Origin of the sequence: Bacillus sp. ABP14 (genome assembly GCF_001831375.1) — a bacterium.
Lineage (GTDB): Bacteria > Bacillota > Bacilli > Bacillales > Bacillaceae_G > Bacillus_A > Bacillus_A paranthracis.
This window is the reverse complement of the sequence record NZ_CP017016.1, coordinates 2,230,087-2,250,474: the sequence shown is the minus strand read 5'-3', so window position 1 is coordinate 2,250,474 and position 20,388 is coordinate 2,230,087. Positions and strand designations below refer to the sequence as shown.

At 32.3% G+C, this 20,388-nt stretch carries 22 protein-coding genes; 7 read left to right on the top strand and 15 right to left on the bottom strand.

Annotated features, from left to right (window positions below; genetic code table 11):
- The first annotated feature begins 69 nt into the window (after nucleotides 1-69).
- Nucleotides 70-330 (top strand): hypothetical protein, encoded by a 261-nt coding sequence (locus BGI23_RS11705; RefSeq protein WP_070806004.1) that lies wholly within the window; start codon nucleotides 70-72, stop codon nucleotides 328-330.
- A gap of 105 nt (nucleotides 331-435) precedes the next feature.
- On the opposite strand, the gene BGI23_RS11700 is transcribed toward BGI23_RS11705, so the two are convergent.
- The 5 genes from BGI23_RS11700 to BGI23_RS11680 all read right to left on the bottom strand — a co-directional run bounded on the left by BGI23_RS11700 (nucleotide 436) and on the right by BGI23_RS11680 (nucleotide 6,664).
- Nucleotides 436-2,232 carry an ABC transporter ATP-binding protein gene (locus BGI23_RS11700; RefSeq protein ID WP_070806003.1) on the bottom strand — a complete coding sequence of 599 codons (1,797 nt, stop codon included), beginning with the start codon at nucleotides 2,230-2,232 and terminating at the stop codon, nucleotides 436-438.
- Complete coding sequence (locus BGI23_RS11695; protein ID WP_070806002.1) at nucleotides 2,225-3,979, bottom strand: ABC transporter ATP-binding protein; 1,755 nt, start codon at nucleotides 3,977-3,979, stop codon at nucleotides 2,225-2,227. Before BGI23_RS11695 ends, BGI23_RS11700 begins: the two co-directional genes overlap by 8 nt.
- A 221-nt stretch (nucleotides 3,980-4,200) precedes the next feature.
- A complete protein-coding gene (locus tag BGI23_RS11690) occupies nucleotides 4,201-4,797 on the bottom strand; it encodes a DUF1349 domain-containing protein (RefSeq protein ID WP_000703153.1) in 597 nt (198 codons plus the stop codon).
- Nucleotides 4,798-4,831: 34 nt separating this feature from the next.
- Nucleotides 4,832-5,716: a GNAT family N-acetyltransferase gene (locus BGI23_RS11685; RefSeq protein WP_070806001.1), complete on the bottom strand. Its 885-nt coding sequence runs from the start codon at nucleotides 5,714-5,716 to the stop codon at nucleotides 4,832-4,834.
- 261 nt (nucleotides 5,717-5,977) lie between these two features.
- On the bottom strand, nucleotides 5,978-6,664 hold the full coding sequence (locus tag BGI23_RS11680) for an MOSC domain-containing protein (RefSeq protein ID WP_070806000.1): 687 nt from the start codon (nucleotides 6,662-6,664) through the stop codon (nucleotides 5,978-5,980).
- Between the two features lie 156 nt (nucleotides 6,665-6,820).
- Here BGI23_RS11680 and BGI23_RS11675 point away from each other — a divergent pair, with 156 nt between their 5' ends.
- The gene (locus BGI23_RS11675; protein WP_070805999.1) at nucleotides 6,821-7,723 is read left to right on the top strand and encodes a LysR family transcriptional regulator; all 903 of its coding nucleotides are present in this window, start codon (nucleotides 6,821-6,823) and stop codon (nucleotides 7,721-7,723) included.
- Between the two features lie 92 nt (nucleotides 7,724-7,815).
- On the opposite strand, the gene BGI23_RS11670 is transcribed toward BGI23_RS11675, so the two are convergent.
- The 3 genes from BGI23_RS11670 to BGI23_RS11660 form a co-directional block, all read right to left on the bottom strand.
- Nucleotides 7,816-8,079, bottom strand: coding sequence for a hypothetical protein (locus tag BGI23_RS11670; protein ID WP_000932119.1), 264 nt, complete (start codon nucleotides 8,077-8,079; stop codon nucleotides 7,816-7,818).
- 53 nt (nucleotides 8,080-8,132) lie between these two features.
- On the bottom strand, nucleotides 8,133-9,257 hold the full coding sequence (locus tag BGI23_RS11665) for a C45 family autoproteolytic acyltransferase/hydrolase (protein ID WP_070805998.1): 1,125 nt from the start codon (nucleotides 9,255-9,257) through the stop codon (nucleotides 8,133-8,135).
- 165 nt (nucleotides 9,258-9,422) lie between these two features.
- Entirely contained in the window at nucleotides 9,423-10,466 is a 1,044-nt protein-coding gene (locus BGI23_RS11660) for an aspartate-semialdehyde dehydrogenase (protein WP_070805997.1), read from the bottom strand.
- Nucleotides 10,467-10,595: 129 nt separating this feature from the next.
- Between BGI23_RS11660 and BGI23_RS11655 the strand changes: the two genes are divergently transcribed.
- On the top strand, nucleotides 10,596-11,468 hold the full coding sequence (locus BGI23_RS11655) for a LysR family transcriptional regulator (RefSeq protein WP_070805996.1): 873 nt from the start codon (nucleotides 10,596-10,598) through the stop codon (nucleotides 11,466-11,468).
- A gap of 69 nt (nucleotides 11,469-11,537) precedes the next feature.
- On the opposite strand, the gene BGI23_RS11650 is transcribed toward BGI23_RS11655, so the two are convergent.
- From BGI23_RS11650 to BGI23_RS11640, 3 genes are all read right to left on the bottom strand, one after another.
- The gene (locus BGI23_RS11650; protein WP_070805995.1) at nucleotides 11,538-12,722 is read right to left on the bottom strand and encodes an MFS transporter; all 1,185 of its coding nucleotides are present in this window, start codon (nucleotides 12,720-12,722) and stop codon (nucleotides 11,538-11,540) included.
- Between the two features lie 140 nt (nucleotides 12,723-12,862).
- Nucleotides 12,863-13,279, bottom strand: coding sequence for a MarR family winged helix-turn-helix transcriptional regulator (locus tag BGI23_RS11645; RefSeq protein WP_070805994.1), 417 nt, complete (start codon nucleotides 13,277-13,279; stop codon nucleotides 12,863-12,865).
- Nucleotides 13,280-13,396: 117 nt separating this feature from the next.
- Nucleotides 13,397-14,002 (bottom strand): PRK06770 family protein, encoded by a 606-nt coding sequence (locus tag BGI23_RS11640; protein ID WP_070805993.1) that lies wholly within the window; start codon nucleotides 14,000-14,002, stop codon nucleotides 13,397-13,399.
- Nucleotides 14,003-14,205: 203 nt separating this feature from the next.
- On the opposite strand from BGI23_RS11640, the gene BGI23_RS11635 reads away from it, so the two are divergent.
- Nucleotides 14,206-14,988 (top strand): arginase family protein, encoded by a 783-nt coding sequence (locus BGI23_RS11635; protein ID WP_070805992.1) that lies wholly within the window; start codon nucleotides 14,206-14,208, stop codon nucleotides 14,986-14,988.
- 34 nt (nucleotides 14,989-15,022) lie between these two features.
- Here the strand turns inward: BGI23_RS11635 and BGI23_RS11630 are convergent, their stop codons facing one another.
- A complete protein-coding gene (locus tag BGI23_RS11630; RefSeq protein ID WP_157441031.1) occupies nucleotides 15,023-15,682 on the bottom strand; it encodes a nucleoside/nucleotide kinase family protein in 660 nt (219 codons plus the stop codon).
- Nucleotides 15,683-15,696: 14 nt separating this feature from the next.
- Nucleotides 15,697-16,578 (bottom strand): CPBP family intramembrane glutamic endopeptidase, encoded by an 882-nt coding sequence (locus tag BGI23_RS11625; protein WP_070805991.1) that lies wholly within the window; start codon nucleotides 16,576-16,578, stop codon nucleotides 15,697-15,699.
- A gap of 391 nt (nucleotides 16,579-16,969) precedes the next feature.
- On the opposite strand from BGI23_RS11625, the gene cspD reads away from it, so the two are divergent.
- Together cspD and BGI23_RS11615 are read left to right on the top strand one after the other, a co-directional pair.
- Nucleotides 16,970-17,173, top strand: coding sequence for a cold-shock protein CspD (gene cspD, locus BGI23_RS11620; RefSeq protein ID WP_000176368.1), 204 nt, complete (start codon nucleotides 16,970-16,972; stop codon nucleotides 17,171-17,173).
- A gap of 86 nt (nucleotides 17,174-17,259) precedes the next feature.
- Complete coding sequence (locus tag BGI23_RS11615) at nucleotides 17,260-17,445, top strand: cold-shock protein (RefSeq protein WP_000286198.1); 186 nt, start codon at nucleotides 17,260-17,262, stop codon at nucleotides 17,443-17,445.
- 39 nt (nucleotides 17,446-17,484) lie between these two features.
- Here the strand turns inward: BGI23_RS11615 and BGI23_RS11610 are convergent, their stop codons facing one another.
- The gene (locus BGI23_RS11610) at nucleotides 17,485-18,036 is read right to left on the bottom strand and encodes a GNAT family N-acetyltransferase (RefSeq protein ID WP_000885381.1); all 552 of its coding nucleotides are present in this window, start codon (nucleotides 18,034-18,036) and stop codon (nucleotides 17,485-17,487) included.
- A 298-nt stretch (nucleotides 18,037-18,334) separates the two neighbouring features.
- On the opposite strand from BGI23_RS11610, the gene BGI23_RS11605 reads away from it, so the two are divergent.
- Nucleotides 18,335-18,883, top strand: coding sequence for a hypothetical protein (locus BGI23_RS11605; protein ID WP_044791105.1), 549 nt, complete (start codon nucleotides 18,335-18,337; stop codon nucleotides 18,881-18,883).
- 56 nt (nucleotides 18,884-18,939) lie between these two features.
- Here BGI23_RS11605 and BGI23_RS11600 read toward each other — a convergent pair whose 3' ends face one another.
- Nucleotides 18,940-20,340 carry a protoporphyrinogen oxidase gene (locus BGI23_RS11600; protein WP_044791104.1) on the bottom strand — a complete coding sequence of 467 codons (1,401 nt, stop codon included), beginning with the start codon at nucleotides 20,338-20,340 and terminating at the stop codon, nucleotides 18,940-18,942.
- Nucleotides 20,341-20,388 lie beyond the last annotated feature (48 nt).

Here is a 20,388-nt window from a genome sequence, read left to right as displayed (position 1 = left end):
TAAAATCTCTTTATAATAATACAGAAAAATACGCTATAATATAAGTTATTGTTCTTTAGGAGGGGTTTAATGGCTGATAAGTATAAATTTTTAATTCTTGTTATTACAGCATTTTTTTCTTTCTTTTCCTTAATAAAAGATTTCCGTAACACTTCAAAAAGTTTCTTTTGGGGAAGCTTTGCAATCCTAACAAGCTTTATATTATTATTAACACACGCTTTAGAGTTAACTCCAATACTTCTCCATTCAGCCCAGATGGCTCTTGAGATTATTACAATACCACGTAAATTATTTCTTCCGTCTGGCACTGAAGTTGCTAGTATTTGCTAACAATTCGTGTATCAAAAAATTCAAGTCTATATTTCTAATTATCTTTATAAATATAAAAGTGCGGTTTCCTCTTTCTAGAGAAACCGCACCATATCGAAATTCTTATTAAATTTTAAATTGACTCGTATACAGATCAAAGTACAACCCTCTATCTTCCATGAGAGATTCATGATTCCCTTTTTCTATAATACTTCCATCTTTTATAACAAGGATTTGATCTGCTTTTTCAATCGTTTTCAGTCGATGAGCGATTACGAAACTGGTTCGACCTCTCATTAAATTGTTTAGTCCTTCTTGTATTTGTAATTCCGTTCTCGTATCAATATTAGATGTTGCTTCGTCGAGAATTAATATATCTGCATCTGCTAAAATTGCCCTTGCAATCGCAAGAAGTTGTTTCTGTCCTTGACTTAAATTCGATCCTTCTGAAGCTATTTTTGTTTCATATTGATTCGGTAAATGTTTTATAAAAGAATGTGCAGATGCTGCCTTAGCTGCATTGATTACTTCTTCATCACTAGCATCTAATCGCCCATAACGTATATTATCCATAATTGTCCCAGCAAATAAATACGTATCTTGTAAAACTACTCCTATTTTACTTCGCAACGAATTCATATCATATTCTTTTATGTTTTTTCCATCAATATGAATTTGCCCTTGCTGTATATCGTAAAAGCGCGTTAGCAAATTAATGATTGTTGTTTTACCCGATCCAGTTGGTCCTACTAAAGCAATTGTTTCCCCTGGCCGCGCTTTCAGACTCACTTCTTTTAAAATCGTTTTATTTTCCTCATATCCAAATGAAACATTCTCGAGTGCAACATGGCCTTGTAAATTTTGTACAACGAATGCATCTTTTTTATTTTTGATTTCCGGTACTTCATCCATAATTTCAAAGACACGTTCCCCCCCAGCAACTGCCGCTTGAATCGTATTCATTAAAGTTGCGAATTGACTAAGTGGTCTTGAGAACTGACGAGAATAATTAATAAAAGCTGCAATGACACCTACAGTTGTCATTCCATTTAAAACCATTACTGATCCAGTTCCAATTACAAGTCCCATACCTAAGTTGTTAATAAAGTTCATACTTGGAAAAATAAAAGCTGAAAATGTATCCGCCTTCGTTGCTGAAACTCTTAGTTGTTCATTAATTTTATTGAAATTTTGTACGGTTTCTTTTTCTTTCCCGTATAACGTTGTAACATCCGCTCCTGTTATAGCTTCCTCAATAAATCCATTTAATTCTCCTAAATCTTTTTGACGCTTTGCAAAGTTTTTGCCACTATAAGCAACTAGTTTTTTTGTAACGAAAAACATAATAGGTACTGTAATTAAAGTAACAATTGCTAAGATCCAATCTAATGCGAACATCGCAATCGTCACACCTATAAAAGTTAGCGCTGATGAAATAATTTGTACAACACTTTGTGTCAACGCTTGATTCAAATTATCTATATCATTTGTTACACGACTCATTAAATCCCCTTGAGAACGTACATCAAAGAACCGTAAAGAAAGTGTTTGGATTTTCTCAAAAATATCTTGTCGTATTTTTTGTATCGTTTTTAATGCAATATTAACCATTACAAATGTTTGTAACCAAGTTAAGAATACTGTTACACCGTAAATCGCGATAAGTAACAAACACATTCTCGCCGTACCGCTTAAATCTTTTGGTACAATATATTGATCGATAATTACTCCCATTAAATACGGACCTAATAACCCAAGTAACGTCGTAACAAACACTAAGAATATAACAAACGTAAGGGCAGCCTTTTGGTAGCCCATATAGTTCCATACTCTCATCACAGTTCCTTTCGTATTTTTAGCCTTCCCCATCTTTGATGCGTTACGCCCACCTTTATTAGCAAATTGTCCTTGAAAATTACGCATGTTCTTTCCCACCTTTTTTATATAAATTACCGCCTTGGGAAAGATAGATTTCTTTATATACCTCACATTGTTCTAACAGTTCTTCATGTGTACCATCACCAACTAATTCACCATTATCTAAAACGAGAATTTTATCAGCATCTATTATTGATGAGATTTTAGAAGCAATTAATAATGTTGTTGTTCCTTTATATTCTCTCCTTAATGCTGATTGAATGTTAGATTCTGATTTAGCATCAACTGCTGATGTAGAATCATCTAATACAAGAATAGATGGCTTTCTCACAAGCGCCCTTGCAATGGATACACGTTGTTTTTGTCCACCTGATAAATTCGTCGCACCTTGTGTTACATGATATTGATAAGAATCTTCCAGTTTGTTAATAAACTCAGTCGCACAAGCTGATGAAGCCGCCACTTCCAGCTCTTCCTTCGTTGCATCTTCTTTTCCATAACGTAAGTTCTCTTCTATACTACCTGAAAACAACAATGCCTTTTGAGGTACAAACCCGATTGAACCACGAAGTTTTTGTAAATCGTATGCCTTAACATTTATTCCATCAATACATATTTCACCTTGATCAACATCGTATAAGCGTGGTAACAATTTTGCTAAAGTAGATTTACCACTTCCTGTAGAACCGATTACCCCTACTTTTTCACCTTTACATATGCGAAATGAAATATCTTTTAAAACATATTCATTATTTTTCGTATAACTATAACTAACATTTTTAAAATCAATATTCCCCTCAATTTCCTTAGGTACAAGCGCATTTGTTTCGCTCGTAATATCAACCTCAGTATTTAAAACTTGCTGTACTCGATCCGCAGACGGAAATGCTCGCGCGATTTGCATAAATACCATACTGATAGACATAAGTGACATTAAAATGATATTCAAATAATTTATAAACGCTAATATAGCTCCTACTTGAAGAGTCCCGTTAAATACTTTTTCTCCACCAATCCATAATGTTGCGACAATCCCTCCGCTTACAACTAACATTATGATTGGCATCATTAAGGAAATGAGCTGCACCGCTCGAATATTTATCTTCGTTAAATTTGTATTAACATTTCCAAACTGATTAATTTCATATTTTTGTCTTACATACGCTTTAATAACACGTACTCCAAATAAATTTTCTTGTAACTTTGTATTCACTTTATCTAATGCTTCTTGCACCTTTTTGAACGTCCCGCTCGCTTTACTCGCAATGAATATAATCGCAAGTAATAAAATTGGAACGACTACGAGTAATATAGGAAATAACTCGCGTGCTGTTACAAAAACAATTATGATACTTCCGATAAATAACAAAGGACCACGAACGAGAACACGTAATGTCATCGTCATCGCTGATTGAATAGATGTAATATCATTTGTCACTATCGTTAATAACTTTCCAGTTCCAAACGAATCACGATTTTCACTAGAAAATGTTTCTATTTTCGCAAACACATTTTTTCGTATGTCAGTAGCGAAATTAACAGCTGCTTTTGTAGAATACATCATACACCCAAGCCCTCCAACTAAACCAAGTGCTGCAGCTCCTATCATAAGAAGTCCCATTTTTATTACATAATTCATATCCCGATTTGCTATCCCAACATCAATAATATGTTGCATAATAGTCGGTTGAATTAAGTCCATCGCAACCTCAAGTACCATAAATAGTGGTCCAATAATAGCGAAGAACATGTATGGTTTTAAATACTGTAATAATTTACGAAATGATTTCATACATAATCTCCTTTTCCCATGAAATTACCCCCGAATAACTCATATCCCTCCTTATTTAAGCGCTGTAGTTTGTAATTTCTTTCTTATTCCTATTATATTATGTAAATTAATATTTAACATTATTAAATGATAAGCATTAATGACTTTACGGTCAATAAATGTGCTTTTTATTATATACATATAAAAACCGCATTCCTAATGAAAAGAATACGGTTTTTCATCTATATTTTTTCAGTTGTAAACTCTAAAAACTCAGTCTCAAATCCATTATTTTTAGACGGACTACACGTGTAAAAACCTATTTTAATAGGCTTATTTCCTATATCCTCCATCAAATGAGCGATTCTTATTTGTTCCCATTGGTGGATCTTCTTCACATATATTGTATAATCACCACGTTTACGAACAATTCGAAAACGAAGTTGCTCGTTAGCTAATTCTGTCGGAAAGTCTTGCGTGGACCAATCGGAATATCCATTATTCGTTACGACAGCTCCTAAATGAGATGGACCATCTGGAATATATTCTAATGAAGTTTTCAGCCAACACTTTTCCGAAACCATAACAAAAAGACCAGCTTGATCGAATTTTGAATTTGGATTCATACGCAATTGAACTTCAGCTTGAAAGTCTGTCATCGTCTCTGTATAAAATACATGACCATTCATTACTTCGAATCCATAATGTGTTTTAAGCCAAAAATCTGTTTCGGCTTTCGAGCGGACAATAAGCGCATGATTGTTATTAAGCTTATAATATTCAGGTACATTCATTATAGTAAGTTGCTCAATATGTTCTGGTATATGTGATATTTTCATAGTTCCTCCCTATATAAAGCATCTATATACACATTTAAAATTCTACTAATACTGGGAATTTATAACCTTTCAAATCCAACTCTCTATTACTTCGAATCATTAAATACTTACTTGACTGTAATTCTGTAAACTGTACATCCTCAACCCCTAATTGATCTGGAGAGAAGTAAAATTCGATTTCTGTAAATCTTTCAGCAATTTCCCCGCATATTTCATCTAAAACTGGAATTACTGGTGCAAACACTCCATATAATTTCAACTTTTCATTATCTACTTCATACACAATTAGAGCATCTAGCTTCTCTGAATAATACAATTTTCCATTCCATTCCGAATCATACATATTCAAATAAAACGAAGGACGGAAGTTTAATGTTGAAAAATTATTTGAAAGTCTTTGGCTACTATCTATAGTTTCATGTATTAATTTTCTATCCTCTTCCATATAATAATCTAGCTCTCTAAGTAAAGAATCATTATTATTCTTTTTATCATATGGAATAGTCATCAAATACTCCTGCACAACTTTAAAACCATATGATGTATATAGTTCAGGTTTTTCCGTAAACAATAATGTGCATTCACATTTCTTATCGATTTCTTCTATCATTTTACTCATTAATTGTGTCATGAGTCCTTGTCTTCGAAAATTAGGGTGTGTCATTACCGATTGAATGCCTGCTGCATTTATTCTTTCACCATTCACTAGCAATGGTAACGAGAATACCGCAACGTTTGCAATCGCTTTATCTTCTTGTAAAAATGATAAAGCTTTATATGTATCATCCCAATAACCTCTCTCTGAAAAATCATGCAATGTTTGACTTGAAATCCCAAACACTTCTTCAAATAAAGGAAATAACTGCTCTCTTTTCGGTTCTTCTAAAAGAAGTTTTTCAAAACTTTCAACATTCCCCATGTTGTCCCTCCATATGTTAATTCCATCAAATTAGATATAGTTGTAGAACCTGCTCTTAAAGTAATAGGTCTTACCAATCAATATACTATCATAAAATATAAAAAAAAAGTCTAATTAATTTTATGTTTCGACTATTCGAAAATAAGTCGAATAAAAAGATATTAAGATTTTTGAATATTAATAAGTTTATAATATACAAATAGCGCTTTCTAATTCGTTTTTACTAATAGAAATGCACCATTTATAAAAAAATATTTTTTATTATTTTTTCCCTTCTAGTCTTTCCTTCGTATTAATTTCTTCTCCTCTCATTCGCTTTTCAAATGTATTTCTCCAACTTGTAGAAAGTGCATGTACTTGTAAGATCCTCTTCACCCCTTCCGAATTTTGTTTTTCCTTATGCATAATACGATTAGCAAAAGCTACTGTCACACCTTTCAGATCCGACTTCAGTAACTTTAATGTATCAGCAGGTGATACCCATCCTTCTTTTAATACGCGAAAATAAAACCCTGTATATCCTGTTTCTTGAAAATATAGTGGTAACTTCGGGATATTGTATTTCTTAGCTAATTTAAAACAAGGTTGCCTTGGCTGCGTTACTTGTACAATTGCTTCTCCAATTTGAAATGTATCACCAATACAAACATCCTCTTCACACATACCACTAATTGTTATATTTTCTCCGAATGCTCCATATACAAGTACTTGATTCAACTCTTTTTCCCAATATCTATAATGTTCTCCCGAATACACACAAACCGCTTTATCTACTCCACCATGATGAACTAAATCCGCTTGACCATCTCCATTAAATTTTACAAAGGATAAAAACACCGGTTCTTTTACTTGTTTCTTATTTATGCCTGTATGAATTACTTTTCCGCCGTATGTAACCTCTTTTGGTAATCCTATATTTAAAGATAATAATTGATATTCATTAGCCATTCTATTTCCTCCTTTAAAGGTGTTACATGTATTTTCTCTCGGTTAATTTTTACAACCCTCTCTGTTATATAAAGATGATTATAAACCCCCTAAAATCATTGTTCAATTCAATTATTTATATAATAATGATAGGTATAGCCTATTATTATACTTGAGGTGATTCCAATCGAATTACGACAACTTGAATACTTTTTAGCTGTTTCAAAAGAATTACATTTCACAAAAGCAGCTGAGAAATTAAATATTTCACAGCCTTCACTAAGTCAACAAATACGTGCATTAGAGCATGAAGTAGGAATGCCCCTTTTCGATCGAATTGGTAAAAAAATATCTTTAACCGAAGCTGGGAGAATTTTATTATTACATAGTAAAACAATTTTTCATGAAGTTGAACAAGCCCGTTCTGCTATTCAAGATTTAAACGGATTACAACAAGGTTCCTTAACAATTGGATCATTATTAACCGTCGTAAATTACTTACTACCACCAGCTATTTTAAATTTTAATAATTTATATCCCAATATAGAACTTTCTGTATTAGGACTTCGCACAGGAGATATTCGTGAAAAATTATTACAAAACGAACTAAATATTGGCATTACATTTCTACCGGTGCAAGATAAAGAAATTATTTCTATCCCTCTCTACAAAAGTGAACTTATAATAGTCGTACCAACTGGTCATCAATTAGCTGAACATAATCATGTATCTATTGCTGAATTGCAGAATTACCCTTTAATTCTTTTACCTAAAAATTTCTTTTTAACCGAACTAATTACATCTCATTGTCAAAAATTCAACTTTAAACCAAAACCAATTTTAGAAATTAGTACAATGGAATCTTTAATCCAAATGGTTTCAAAAGGCATGGGAATTACAGTTTTACCAAAACCGTATATAGACTTTTTACAAAATACAAACATTCAAGCTATTAAAATAGAAAATCCTACTCCAACAATAGAAATAGGGCTTATTTATAGAAAAGATAAATATATGTGTGCTGCAACTCGAGAATTTATTAAACAATTGAAACTAACCGTACATTCTTTACAAAATTAAACGAACAAAAGAGATTATCCTATGAAGTCATTTCATAACGACCTAGTAGAATAATCTCTTTTCATAATGAAATAAAGTATTAACTATAAGTTTCAGTGTACCTTTTTGGAAATTGGAATATATTTTGTAAAATAAGCCCCAACTAACAATAATACGATTGAAAATAGCACTGTCAACATACCACCGAACTGAAACCAATATGCGAACAAATTAAAAATTGCAAGTGAAAAGAAACAAATTGAAGTTAATGCACTCTTCAATCCTTTTATTTCTGCTTTTTTTCTTTTTTGATACGCAATATACATGGAAACGGCTAAAAAAATGATAAAAACAATCATTAATAAAATGTTTAGCATCGGTAATCCCTCCAGTATAAATAACCTCCTTGGGTGCTACCATATTACCCCATTTACCCTTTTGGAATCAATTTATTATTCTCTTCTCTCCAAAAATCAGTATAAGTTTTATTTTCAAAGTTCACATTCACCTCAGAAAAAGGAAGACTCTCTCCAACCTCCAACGAGTACCAGTCATTTAAAAGTGGAGACCCGAAACAAATATTCATTGTGCATTCATGCAAATCAAACAATACGGAATGTAAAGTTCCAAACCATTCTTCATAATTATGCACCGTCAGCCCGGCAGGATATTCTTTTTGTACTAATCCTTTTAAAGACTCTATACTCACTTGTTCATTTCGATTTAAATGTTCATACAATGTATGATATCTGTTTGTAGATTGTTCTAATCTTCTACTATTCAGTTTTTGAATAGGTAAGCTAATTGCATGGTTTGTTGATACGATAAAATCTTGGCTTTCCTCAACAATTGTGATTATTGATTTATATCCATCAAATATTTCAATACATACTGCATCTAAAGGGTCGGCTACTATTAGATTTATATTACTAGCAATCGGTATTTCTTCTAATAGTGACTTAGCCTCCTGCACATTTTTGCATTTCTCCAATAACAGTCGAATTACTGCAAAACATTGTAAACCACTTACTACTGGCTTTCGTAGACCTTCAATATTTCCTACTGGTTGACCACATGCTGAAAATGTAATAGCTAATCCATGCTCGTTAACCCCTTCCGTTCGGCCAAAATATTGAGTAGAAAAGCCACTATGTGTATACGCACCTTCAACATGAGTTGAACAAAAACGCATATCATCTATTTTTGGTGACAAATCATAATTTCTTAATACATAAGTATGCTTTAAATCTGTCTTTTTAGGTAAAACAGCACAATGGCTACAACCTGCTTTTAATAGTGTTTGATAATAATACATCATATTTTCAGATGGAATTTTTAATACTTCACAAAATCCTTCAATCTCTTCATTAATTCCTGGACAATAATTATGTAATATGTTCCTAGATTCTGTCCAATGCTGATGCGATATTAACTTTTCTTTCTGTATAAATTGCGGAATAAGGTAAGGATGTTGTTTTACAAATTCCCCTTGTTGCTTACCGATTTCATAATGACTTCCTTTTAGCGATGAAAAATACCCCTTTACTTGATACATCTAATTCCCCCTTATTGAATTTATCCATATCGTACCAAATAAACTGTATTCATTCTTGATGTTTTTTACTGTCTTTCAAATCAAATACGGCTGGAATAAAGCGAACAGTTATAAAATAAAAACTAGGAAACTGTAATCTTTAACAGTTCCCTAGTTTCCTTCATACTAAATGATTCCCTCTTCCACCATCGTTTCTGCAATTTGCACCGAGTTCCATGCCGCACCTTTTAATAAATTATCGGAAACGATCCAAAGATGGAATCCGTTTGGTGTATCAGGATCTTTTCTAATTCTACCGACAAATGTATCTATTTTCCCTTCTGCGTATAATGGCATTGGATACAGCTGTTCACTAGGGTTATCCTGCAAAATAACACCTGGTGCATCCATTAATACTTCCTTAATTTCCGTAACGGTAGCTTCTTTTTCCAGTTCTATATAAACCGATTCTGAATGCCCTGATACAACTGGAACACGTACACAAGTAGCTGCCATTTTCAGGTTTGGGTCTTCTAAAATTTTCTTCGTTTCTTGAATCATCTTTACTTCTTCAAAGGTGAAATCATTATCCGTGAATATATCTACTTGAGGAAGTACATTAAATGCAATTGGATAATGTTTTTTATCTTTTTTCGCTGGTAATATAGTACTCTCCACTTCTTCACCTGCAAGTATTGACTTAGCCTGTTCTTTTAATTCTTGAATCGCATGAATACCAGAACCTGATACAGCCTGATAAGTGGAAACGATAATTCGTTCTAATCCGAATACTTTTCGTATTGGCTGAAGAGCTGTTACCATCTGTAATGCTGAACAATTCGGAACTGCTATTATCCCTTTATGTTCCTTTAAAGTGTGCGCATTCACTTCCGGAACAACGAGCGGTACATCATGTGCCATTCGGTATTCGCTTGTGTTGTCAATGACGATGGCACCGCTAGAGACAGCTTGATTTACAAATTGTCTAGAAACTTCTCCTCCAGCGCTAAAAAAGGCAATATCTACCCCTTCAAAGCTATTTATTTTTGCTTCTTGTATAATGATCTCTCGCCCTTTAAATTGTACTGTCTTACCAGCTGATCTTTTTGACGAAAGTAACGTAACTTCAGCTATATTAAACTTTGTTTCTTTTTCTAACAGTTCAATAATTTTCTGACCTACTGCACCCGTAGCCCCAACAACAGCTACATGATAGCCCTTTTCACTCATCTTTTCTCCTCCAATGTTAAATGAATAAATATTTCTACAATTTCATTTTATAAGGAATTTAATCATTTGGAAAATTGAAATACGTGATATAATCATTCACAAATCATGATAATAAAAGAGGGATTGTTTATGGAAATGAGACACGTTAAAACATTTTGTGCGATTGTTAAGTATGGTGGTTTTTCTAAAGCTGCTCATGCATTAGGTTATGCGCAATCTACAGTTACAGCGCATATGAAAGCATTAGAGAACGATTTACATATTCCTCTTTTCGATCGGTTAGGAAAAAAAGTACTTCTTACAAAAGCAGGTCATCAATTTCATCCTTATGCTTTAGAATTACTTGCAATTTATGAAAAAGCGCAAGAAATCCCTCAAAATACCGATCAATTAGAAGGTACATTGAGTATTACATCAAACGAATCATTAGCAGTGTACCGTTTACCACAATTATTACGCGCTTATAAACAGAAAAATCCGAAAGTAAATATCGTACTTGAAACAAACACAAACGAACAAGCATTACAAAAATTACGTGAAGGAGAAACAGACGTCGTCTTCATAATTGGAGAAAGTATAGAACATAATGATTTTATTACACGCACTTTTAGTAATGAAACATTTGGATGGATTTTACCTCCCCATTACTGTATACACTCTAACCCATTTTATTTATTAAAGGATACTCAGTTTATTTTTACCGAACAAAGCTGCGGTTATAGACCAATGGTAGATCGTTTTTTACGTCAAAGCGGGAATATTCCAGCTAAAACATTTGAAACGTCCAACGTTGAAGTTATTAAACAATCTGTTATGTGTGAGTTAGGAATTTCAATTCTTCCTTACATCGTTGTACAAGAAAGTTGTCAAAAAGAGCAACTCTGTTTTCAGCCTATTGAAACTCCAACAGTTATTCAAAGCCATATAATCTATCATAAATCTAGATGGATTTCCCCTGTAGTACAGTCGTTTCTTTCACTCTTAAAGGTTATGAAAGTATAAAATAATATGAAAGAAAACATGAGTTGAAATCCTTTAAAGAATATCAACCCACGTTTTCTTTACTACTACTTATATAGTCATCTTCTTTTTATTAGGTGATGTTTTTTCTTTAACTAGAACAAATATGATTGGAAGGACAAGTAAACTAGCAATTGCACAGATTGTTCCTAAAGAAGAAAACGGAAATCCATTACTTATGGCAAGTGACGCTATGCCAGAAGCAATAGTCATCCCAATATACATGGCAGAGCTATTTAATGCCATTACAGTCCCTCGCACAGCTGGTTTTAATTCTGAAATTAGTGCCGTTAGTGATGCTTGGCCAAATCCAATAAATAAACTCCAAATGATATGTAAAGTAATTGCAATTACTAGATTTTCTATGGAAAGCGAGAATAATATTACACTTATTGAGGTTACAATACTCGCAATGGATATAACATTCTTCTTTCCTATTTTATCAGCTAACTTCCCACCCAAAATGTTACCAGCTACACTACCAACTCCCGCCAAAAAGATTACAATACCTATTTCACCAACGGAAAGGCCAAAATTATCCCCATAATAAACACCTATGTATGAAAACATGCCGTGTAATCCAATTGTCCATAGAAAAGTTGCTAATAATGCAAATAAAACTGAAACCATTTTAAATTGTGCACCTAGCGTTTTCACTATAGAAACATGCACATCATTTCTCTGTTTTTCATTTCTTAATATGTGATTGACTAGTAATGTAAGAAATAAAGTTAATAGTCCTATACTATAAAATGTCCATTGCCAATTTCCTACTTCAGATAAAAATGCACCTATAGGTACTCCAATGACTGTTGAACCTATCATTGCTCCCATAATCGTTCCCATCGCTTTTCCTCTTGACTCATATGTAACTTTATCACCTACTAATGCAAAAACACTTGGCATAATCATTGCACCAGATAAACCTGTTAGGCCGCGAAATAATAAAAGAATTTCAAAACTCTTCGCTAATCCCGTACAAAATGTAGAAATAGAGAAAATAGTAAATCCTATTATGATCATACGTTTCCTTCCAACTCTATCAGACATCGTTCCAAATATGGGTGCAGTTATTCCATAACAAAGTGCATAAATAGTAATTAATAACCCTCCACTCCCATCAGGGATACTAATTGTTTCTGTAATTACTGGTAATAAAGGTGCGACTAATAATGAATCTAATCCAACAAAAAAAGCTACAATTGCCAAAATACGTATCATTGACTTTAACTCCATATATAACTCCCCTTTATTTCATATATGAAATAATTATTTATTATTATCCCTTCTTTAATTTTCACTGTACTAGTTTTTATTTCACATATGAAGTATTTATATAAATAAAAATGTAACAGAATGTTACATTTTTACTATATTTAATTCAAGTGCTTCTTCCACTTTAATAATAGAGCCTCTAAAAGCCCCTCTTCTTCTTTCGTAAAACAACCACAATTCTTTTTTAAAAAATCACTATATTGCACATCTACTTGCTTTTTCGTCTCTTCACCTTTTTTAGTTAAATAAACGAGCGTTTCACGTTGGTCATTCGAGTTCTTCTCTGTCATTACGTAACCATCACGCTTCATCCGTTGAATCATTGTTGTCATATTACTTGGAACGCATCCCATGTTTTCAATTAACTTTGACATAGATACTTTCCCAGATTTTGCGAGTACTTGAATCACTCCAAATTGTACGTAACTTATATCATACTGTTCAATTGCCTTATCTAGATTTTTTTGGAGTAAATGATAAACATCACGAATATTACCGTAAAGCTCTCTGTTATTCATATGTATATTTAAGCCCCTCTAATTTATTTCATATATGAATCATATTCCCATTTATTTCTTGTGTCAATAAAAAACACCTTTGTAATAATGACAACAAAGGTGTTTCAACATATCCTCTTATTTATTAGTCTGTCCCCCACCTGCAATTAATTTACTACCTGAATATGTACCTTTTTGCATAAACACTTGATTAATTAACTCTTTTTGTTCGGCTTCTGACATTACACCTTTTCCTTCGCCTAAATTTCCACTTTGTAATTTCCAAATCTTGTTGTGATCCGCATCCATTTTTTCATATTTTCCTTGTTTCCATCTCTCTAAAATATCTGCATATGTTTTTCCTTGTACTAGATCATTGCTCTTTACAATATCAAGTAAACTTTCAATACGTTCTTGTGTAATAAAAATATAGCCCCACTTTTGATCAGCTTTCGTTTTTTGATGTGCCATTTCATGTAATGCTATCTGTATATTCTCATCAGTCCATTTAAAATTTTTATTAAATCCGCTATTTGACAATGAATGATTGCCATTTTCTAAAACCTTTGCATCTTCAGCTTTTACATTGCTATCAGCGAGTACTTCTGCAGCCGGCGCCGCTGGTGATACCTTTTTTGCAGCTGGTTTACTATTATTCAAATAATACAGCATACCATACGTTACACCTACACCAATTACCGCCATACCAGCTATAATACCTATTATTTTAAATAATGTTTTCATCTTGCTTGTTGCCTCCCGTATATCCCATTTCATATTTTCTAAACCACATATGTATTTCCTCATATTATATTTCTTTTCTTTATAAATCGAAAGATTATTCTGTAAAAATTCCCCATCTTTTTCAAATGCGATCCACCTCTAAGCATTTCGTTTTAAATTTATAAAAATATATGCTAGCCTAAATATAAAGGAGATGAATAAATATGAGTTTATTGCATAACGGTTTAACATTTTTAAACTTTGATGATACGTATTTATTACAAAATAAACTACATTCTTATTCACATGAAGATATTGATTTTACTCATTTAGAACACGCAAATCTATATTGCGAAAATCCCTCTTTAATGCATATAAAAAGGGCATTAAATCGTAGAAAGAAAAAGGGAGTTACTTTTATAGGGTCTGGAAATTATCATTATGTATCTTACTTATTACTAGAAGAAATAGACAAACCTTTTACCCTTATACTATTTGATCATCATACTGATATGAACTTAAAGGAAGCAAATGAACAGACTCTTATTTCCTGTGGATCTTGGGTATCATTTTCTCTTCGAAATAATGATAATTTAAAGAAGGTAATCATTATTGGGCCTTCTTCTCTTACAATTCATTCTAATGATTGTCCATACGTAGAAATTTTTCCAATTGATATATCACATGAAGTATCTATACATACAATACTTTCACATATTCATACAGAAACAATATATGTAAGCATTGATAAAGATGTTTTAGATCCAAAAGTTACTATTACCAATTGGGATCAAGGGCACATGAAATTATCTAGACTTTTACAATTTATTCATTCTCTAATTATGAATAAATCTATTTATGGTATTGATATTTGCGGTGAACTCCCAGTTTATCCTTCTCAACTTTTCTTACCTAAATATAAAAATGCTATTCATAAAAATGAACAAGCAAACTTACAAATTTTAAAAACAATTTATGAAACGAACTTACATATTCAATATGCATAAAAAGAACGAGTACCTTATAAGGTACTCGTTCTTTTTATGCGCGATTTTCTTTTAACCACTTCGTAATCGCATCTAATCTTGAAACATCAAAACGACTCTCTTCACACACATGTAAACTGTTTAAACTTTTCACAATTTCTAATTCATTCGACTTTACACTTTTTGCCTCAATTAATTTACAGTACCCGTCTGTAACGGTATTTAAATTTTCATAATAACGTTGAAACGCTTTTGATATATGTAAATGCTTTTCAAAGTTTCTTCTTCTTTTTGTCTCGTCAAATTCTTTCCGTTTTCTAAGTTCTTCATCATTCGTATATAAATAAAAATATTGATCAGGAAAACCAATTTCCCTATGTATCAGCTTTTCTTTATAAAAGTTTTCTATTAAAGATAATGGCTGATCAAATACTTCAAAATGGAAACACCAATTATAACTAAGTGGTTGATAAATGTCGCCATCAAGTATTATTAATTTATATTGCTCTGACTTCTGCATTGCTATTTTCCAGCGCTCTACTTGTTTTTCAAAATACCATGTTCTATGTTCATTTTTTGGTCTTTCAAATAATAAATTCACTTCAGGTATAATATAAGCACCATAATTCTTTTCTAACTCACGACACGTTGTGCTCTTACCAACCGCACTCGCTCCCTCAAATGCTATAATCCCCATAGTTTCTCCCTCTTTCATTAACTAAAATCTCTTTATTTCGCTTTTCTCCCCCATAACTGTTTCCATAAAACAATTGAAGCGATGGAGAGCATTATTGTTGTAATGATACTGCCTTCAATACCAAATGTGCCTCCATGCAATATTTCTGGTCCATTTGTTATAGACTTAAAAATTGGAGTGGAATACACATTTGTACCACTAACGGCGAAACCATATACATTATATTGCGCCCAATTCCAAATTGAGTGCCATGCACATATTCCCCATAGACCATCTTCTTTCAATACGTATAAAGCTGCGTATACTCCAACTAATATTATATTCAATATAGATAATATTGTAATTCCCGGATTAAGGAGATGAAGAAATCCAAATAAAAAAGAAGTAACAATTATTCCAACCCATATACGACCTCTAATAGAAAGAACCGGGAATAACCAACCTCGCACAATAATTTCTTCAGTTGCCCCTTGTATTAAAAATGCAACTAAGGATCCTAATATACCTACTATTACCGTTGAGGTAATATGTTGTACTTGTAATTTTACACTTCCCATTAGTAACAGCAAAATAACTGGTATTGAAATAAATACAAACCCTATTAACGCACCTTTTAAATACTTTTTCATCCATTTCTCTTTCCAAAAACCAATGGATGAAAATGGCCTTTTTTCTACAAAACGAATCCATATAAATAAAATGAGTATAGCTCCTCCAAATGTTAACAGCATTCTAATATTATCATAAATCCCTTTCATGAATGTTGTTTCAACTTTCGGTAAAAATAACATAAACAACATAAATAGTTCACCTAAAGTCAAAAATATAATGGCTAATATTACAGCAAAGATTGGATGGACTTTTTTTCTCCCTGTTTTTGCTGCTTCAATTATTTTAAATGAATTATTTTTCACTCTCTTTCCTCCTTTTCCTTTATTAATATTTAATTCCCACCAGTTAACAACCATATTTTACCACAAGTGACCTATTAATAATATTTCACTCCATTTTTTACATGATTTTGCATAAACCAAAATTAGGAATAATATATAAATAAAAGAGATGTTTTTGTGTCTTTTACCATCCTATTTCAGACTGGTATTACCAGCACTTGCTATTTCCCACCATTTGTTGTAAGATAGTAATTAAGGTCAATTTAACAGTATATTTTCTTTGCATATTATCAAGCATCAATCAGGAACATTTTATATTCCTTATGGGTTTTTGATAATATGTGAAATTTTATTTTTCATTCAAATAAGGCCGAACATATTGTAATCTTTTTAATTTTTAGGAGGCATTACCATGACATTAACAGGTAAAGTAAAATGGTTTAACAGCGAAAAAGGTTTCGGTTTCATCGAAGTTGAAGGTGGCAACGACGTATTCGTTCACTTCTCAGCTATCACTGGCGACGGCTTCAAATCTCTTGACGAAGGTCAAGAAGTTAGCTTTGAAGTTGAAGACGGTAACCGTGGACCTCAAGCTAAAAACGTTGTAAAGCTATAATTCAAACAATAAAAAGGTTGTTACCAGCACGGTTAACAACCTTTTTAATATATAACTAAAATTTTTTACATAAAAGGAGTGGTTACATGTATCGCAATCGAAAGAACGATGTAGCAGAAGTACCACCAGAACAAACCCCTGTCTGGGAATGTGAAGCAGAGGATTGTTTAGGATGGATGAGAAAGAACTTTTCATTTGAAGAAGAGCCTAAATGCCCTTTATGTAAAAGTAGCATGAAAAGCGGAGAACGTTTATTACCTAAGTTAGGTTAATTTTTTACTTAACCCCTCTTATTTAAGAGGGGTTTTTTATTATAAATTTATATCTTCAACATCCGTTCGAACTATAGAATACAATAATGCATCATGTTGCTTATTTCCTTGATGAATATATCCACGTAATAATCCTTCTTTATGAAAGCCTATTTTAGATAACATTTTGCAAGAAGTAACATTTTCAGGGTATGTAATAGCACCAATTCTAAATAAGCCTAAATCTTGAAATCCATAACGAATAATTTCCCTGGCTGCTTCTGACGCATAACCATTCCCCCAATAACGAGGATGTAAGTCATATCCAATTTCAGATCGTTTACTCCATAATTGTAAATTATTTAATCCAATTGTACCTATTAAAGTATTTGTTTCTTTTAATACAATCCCCCATCGTATTGCCTTTTTCTCAAAGTAATTTTTTGAAAAAGATTCAATCATACGTGAAGCTTGTCCAAACTCTGTAAAAGAATTCATACCGTAATAACATGTTACCTCATCCAATGAAAAGATTTCATATATTTTTTGACAATAAGATTGTTCTATTTCAACTAAACGCAAACGTTCTGTTTCTAATATAGGAAATGCCATAGGATCACTCCTTTCTTTCTACTTATTCATTATAGCAGAAAACATATTTATAATTAGGAAAGTCCTCAATGTCCCATTAATCAAATATTTCAAGAGTAGCCTACCCTCTTAATTCAATACGAACTAAGAGTAACCCTTCTTGCATTTACTTGATGCGAAAAATAAAGAGATGATTATAGTACACTGATCATCCCTTTATTCCATACTCACTTTTCCCTTCTAAAACAACACCCTACCCCATACATTTATGGTAAAATATAGTCAATACATTATTTTATTGTGGAGGTGTAAATTTCCTTTGTATATATTCATCGGTTTATCCCTCTTACTCATATTACTCATATTTTTATTCGCAAAAAAGTTCACTCCAAACTCATTTATGATGACTAGTTTTAAAGGCAATAGCTTTAAAACATTTTTAATCAGCATTTTAATCGCCGCTACTCTTTCTCTTTCATATGGAATCTATCACGCAGCAACATATCAACCTAAACATCTAGATATCACATTACAAAATCAAAACTTTACTGTTTTCGGTAACGTTGGAGAGCTTGGATATTTCTCAGAAGAATTACTAAAAAAAGATACAGAAGTTAAGCTACATTTTGCCTCTTGGAAACCAATGCAATTAAATAATCCAGAAATAATAGTAAACTATCCTTCAGGTAAACAGGAAACATGGAAACCGAATATAACATTACTTCCTGCCAATAAATTAAAAGAGAAACATGGTATAAAAGAGCTTTATCAACTCTCATCATATTCATTTAAAGAATCCGGTAACATAACATTAATGATTACTGAAAATCATACAACGAATAAAAAGATCTCAATTCAAGTGAAATAAATAAAATGTCCCTCCAGCATAACGAAGGGACATTTTATTTATATATGTATGCTATATTAATTTGTCGGTTCATTTAATGTTGCAATTATCTTATTTGCAGTGTTCTTTCCATTTCCAATACACGCACCAATACCGACACCGTAATATGAGGCACCTGCTAAGTATACATTAGGATATAGATCCGTCATTTTTTCTTGTAATGTTTGAACTGCTTGATTATGTTCTAAATGATATTTCGGCATTAAATCTTTCCATTTTGTCACTTCAACTACTTCTGGTTCACCTTTAATTCCGAGACTCTTTTCAATATCATATAAAGCGACTCGTACTAGTTCTTCTTCATTATAATTTTTAATCGTTTCATATACCGGATTCGTACTCTTATAAAACATTCTCACTAATAGCTTTTGGTTTCCAGATGTATGTTTCCACTTCCGGCTTGTCCATGTACAAGCATCACAATGTAAATCACTGTTTTCTGTTACGATAAATCCTGTGCCGTCCGCTGGTAATTGTTCATCTAGTATGTCAAATCCTAAGTAAATACTTATAAGTGATGAATTTTTAAATGTATGAAACTGCTCGTTTAACTCATTAGACTGTAATAAAGTTTCTGCGATATCATGCGGAGTTGCTAAAACAACATAATCAGCTTGGATTGATTCTTGATTTGCAAAGGAGACTTCATAGCGATTACCTTGTTTACTTACAGCTGTCGTTACAACACCCTTCTTAACAACCGTCTCAGTCAGCACTTCTTCTAAACGATCAATAATCGTAGATAATCCACCTTTAAATGATACGAACTTTTTATTTCCTGCTGATTGAAACTGCTTTTTATTCTCTTCAAAACCTTTAATAATACTTCCATATTTATTTTTATAATCCAGTAAATACGGTAGTGTAGACGCCATAGTAAGCTCATTCAATTTACCAGAATATACACCTGAAAGCACCGGAGCAATTTGTCTTTCTACTAACTCTTTCCCTAAAAAGCTTTCTAAAAATACAGCAAGAGAAGTATCTTTTGTAAACTCTTTATTTTTCGTTATGAAATCTTTTAAAGCAACAATTTTCCCTTTCGTTGATACTAGCGTACTGCTAAACAACGACTCGACACTCATCGGTATCCCAAATATAGTGTCAGAAGGAATTGGATGTAAAATATTATCAGAATATATGTAAGAAATACCCGTTTCATTATACACCATTTCTTCTTCTAAATTTAAATCTTTTATAAGCGGCATGACATGTTCATTACGAGCAACGATAGAATCTGCTCCGGATTCCATAATAAAATCCTTTTCTTCTACACTATGGATTTTCCCACCTAAGTACTCTTCTTTTTCTACAAGGATTAAATTTAAATCTATATTATAATCCTTTTTTAATTTTTCTAAATAAAACATAGTAGAAAGTCCCGTTATACCTCCACCGATGACAACAACTGTTTTCATATGTATTGCGCTCCTAACCGATACAATTAATAATTCCTTTATTATTAT

Excerpts from the sequence above, each read along its gene's own strand:
- BGI23_RS11705 (WP_070806004.1), top strand. The coding sequence starts at position 70 with ATGGCTGATAAGTATAAATTTTTAATTCTTGTTATTACAGCATTTTTT.
- BGI23_RS11700 (WP_070806003.1), bottom strand. The coding sequence starts at position 2,232 with ATGCGTAATTTTCAAGGACAATTTGCTAATAAAGGTGGGCGTAACGCA.
- BGI23_RS11695 (WP_070806002.1), bottom strand. The coding sequence starts at position 3,979 with ATGAAATCATTTCGTAAATTATTACAGTATTTAAAACCATACATGTTC.
- BGI23_RS11690 (WP_000703153.1), bottom strand. The coding sequence starts at position 4,797 with ATGAAAATATCACATATACCAGAACATATTGAGCAACTTACTATAATG.
- BGI23_RS11685 (WP_070806001.1), bottom strand. The coding sequence starts at position 5,716 with ATGGGGAATGTTGAAAGTTTTGAAAAACTTCTTTTAGAAGAACCGAAA.
- BGI23_RS11680 (WP_070806000.1), bottom strand. The coding sequence starts at position 6,664 with ATGGCTAATGAATATCAATTATTATCTTTAAATATAGGATTACCAAAA.
- BGI23_RS11670 (WP_000932119.1), bottom strand. The coding sequence starts at position 8,079 with ATGCTAAACATTTTATTAATGATTGTTTTTATCATTTTTTTAGCCGTT.
- BGI23_RS11665 (WP_070805998.1), bottom strand. The coding sequence starts at position 9,257 with ATGTATCAAGTAAAGGGGTATTTTTCATCGCTAAAAGGAAGTCATTAT.
- BGI23_RS11660 (WP_070805997.1), bottom strand. The coding sequence starts at position 10,466 with ATGAGTGAAAAGGGCTATCATGTAGCTGTTGTTGGGGCTACGGGTGCA.
- BGI23_RS11655 (WP_070805996.1), top strand. The coding sequence starts at position 10,596 with ATGGAAATGAGACACGTTAAAACATTTTGTGCGATTGTTAAGTATGGT.
- BGI23_RS11650 (WP_070805995.1), bottom strand. The coding sequence starts at position 12,722 with ATGGAGTTAAAGTCAATGATACGTATTTTGGCAATTGTAGCTTTTTTT.
- BGI23_RS11645 (WP_070805994.1), bottom strand. The coding sequence starts at position 13,279 with ATGAATAACAGAGAGCTTTACGGTAATATTCGTGATGTTTATCATTTA.
- BGI23_RS11640 (WP_070805993.1), bottom strand. The coding sequence starts at position 14,002 with ATGAAAACATTATTTAAAATAATAGGTATTATAGCTGGTATGGCGGTA.
- BGI23_RS11635 (WP_070805992.1), top strand. The coding sequence starts at position 14,206 with ATGAGTTTATTGCATAACGGTTTAACATTTTTAAACTTTGATGATACG.
- BGI23_RS11630 (WP_157441031.1), bottom strand. The coding sequence starts at position 15,682 with ATGAAAGAGGGAGAAACTATGGGGATTATAGCATTTGAGGGAGCGAGT.
- cspD (WP_000176368.1), top strand. The coding sequence starts at position 16,970 with ATGACATTAACAGGTAAAGTAAAATGGTTTAACAGCGAAAAAGGTTTC.
- BGI23_RS11615 (WP_000286198.1), top strand. The coding sequence starts at position 17,260 with ATGTATCGCAATCGAAAGAACGATGTAGCAGAAGTACCACCAGAACAA.
- BGI23_RS11610 (WP_000885381.1), bottom strand. The coding sequence starts at position 18,036 with ATGGCATTTCCTATATTAGAAACAGAACGTTTGCGTTTAGTTGAAATA.
- BGI23_RS11600 (WP_044791104.1), bottom strand. The coding sequence starts at position 20,340 with ATGAAAACAGTTGTTGTCATCGGTGGAGGTATAACGGGACTTTCTACT.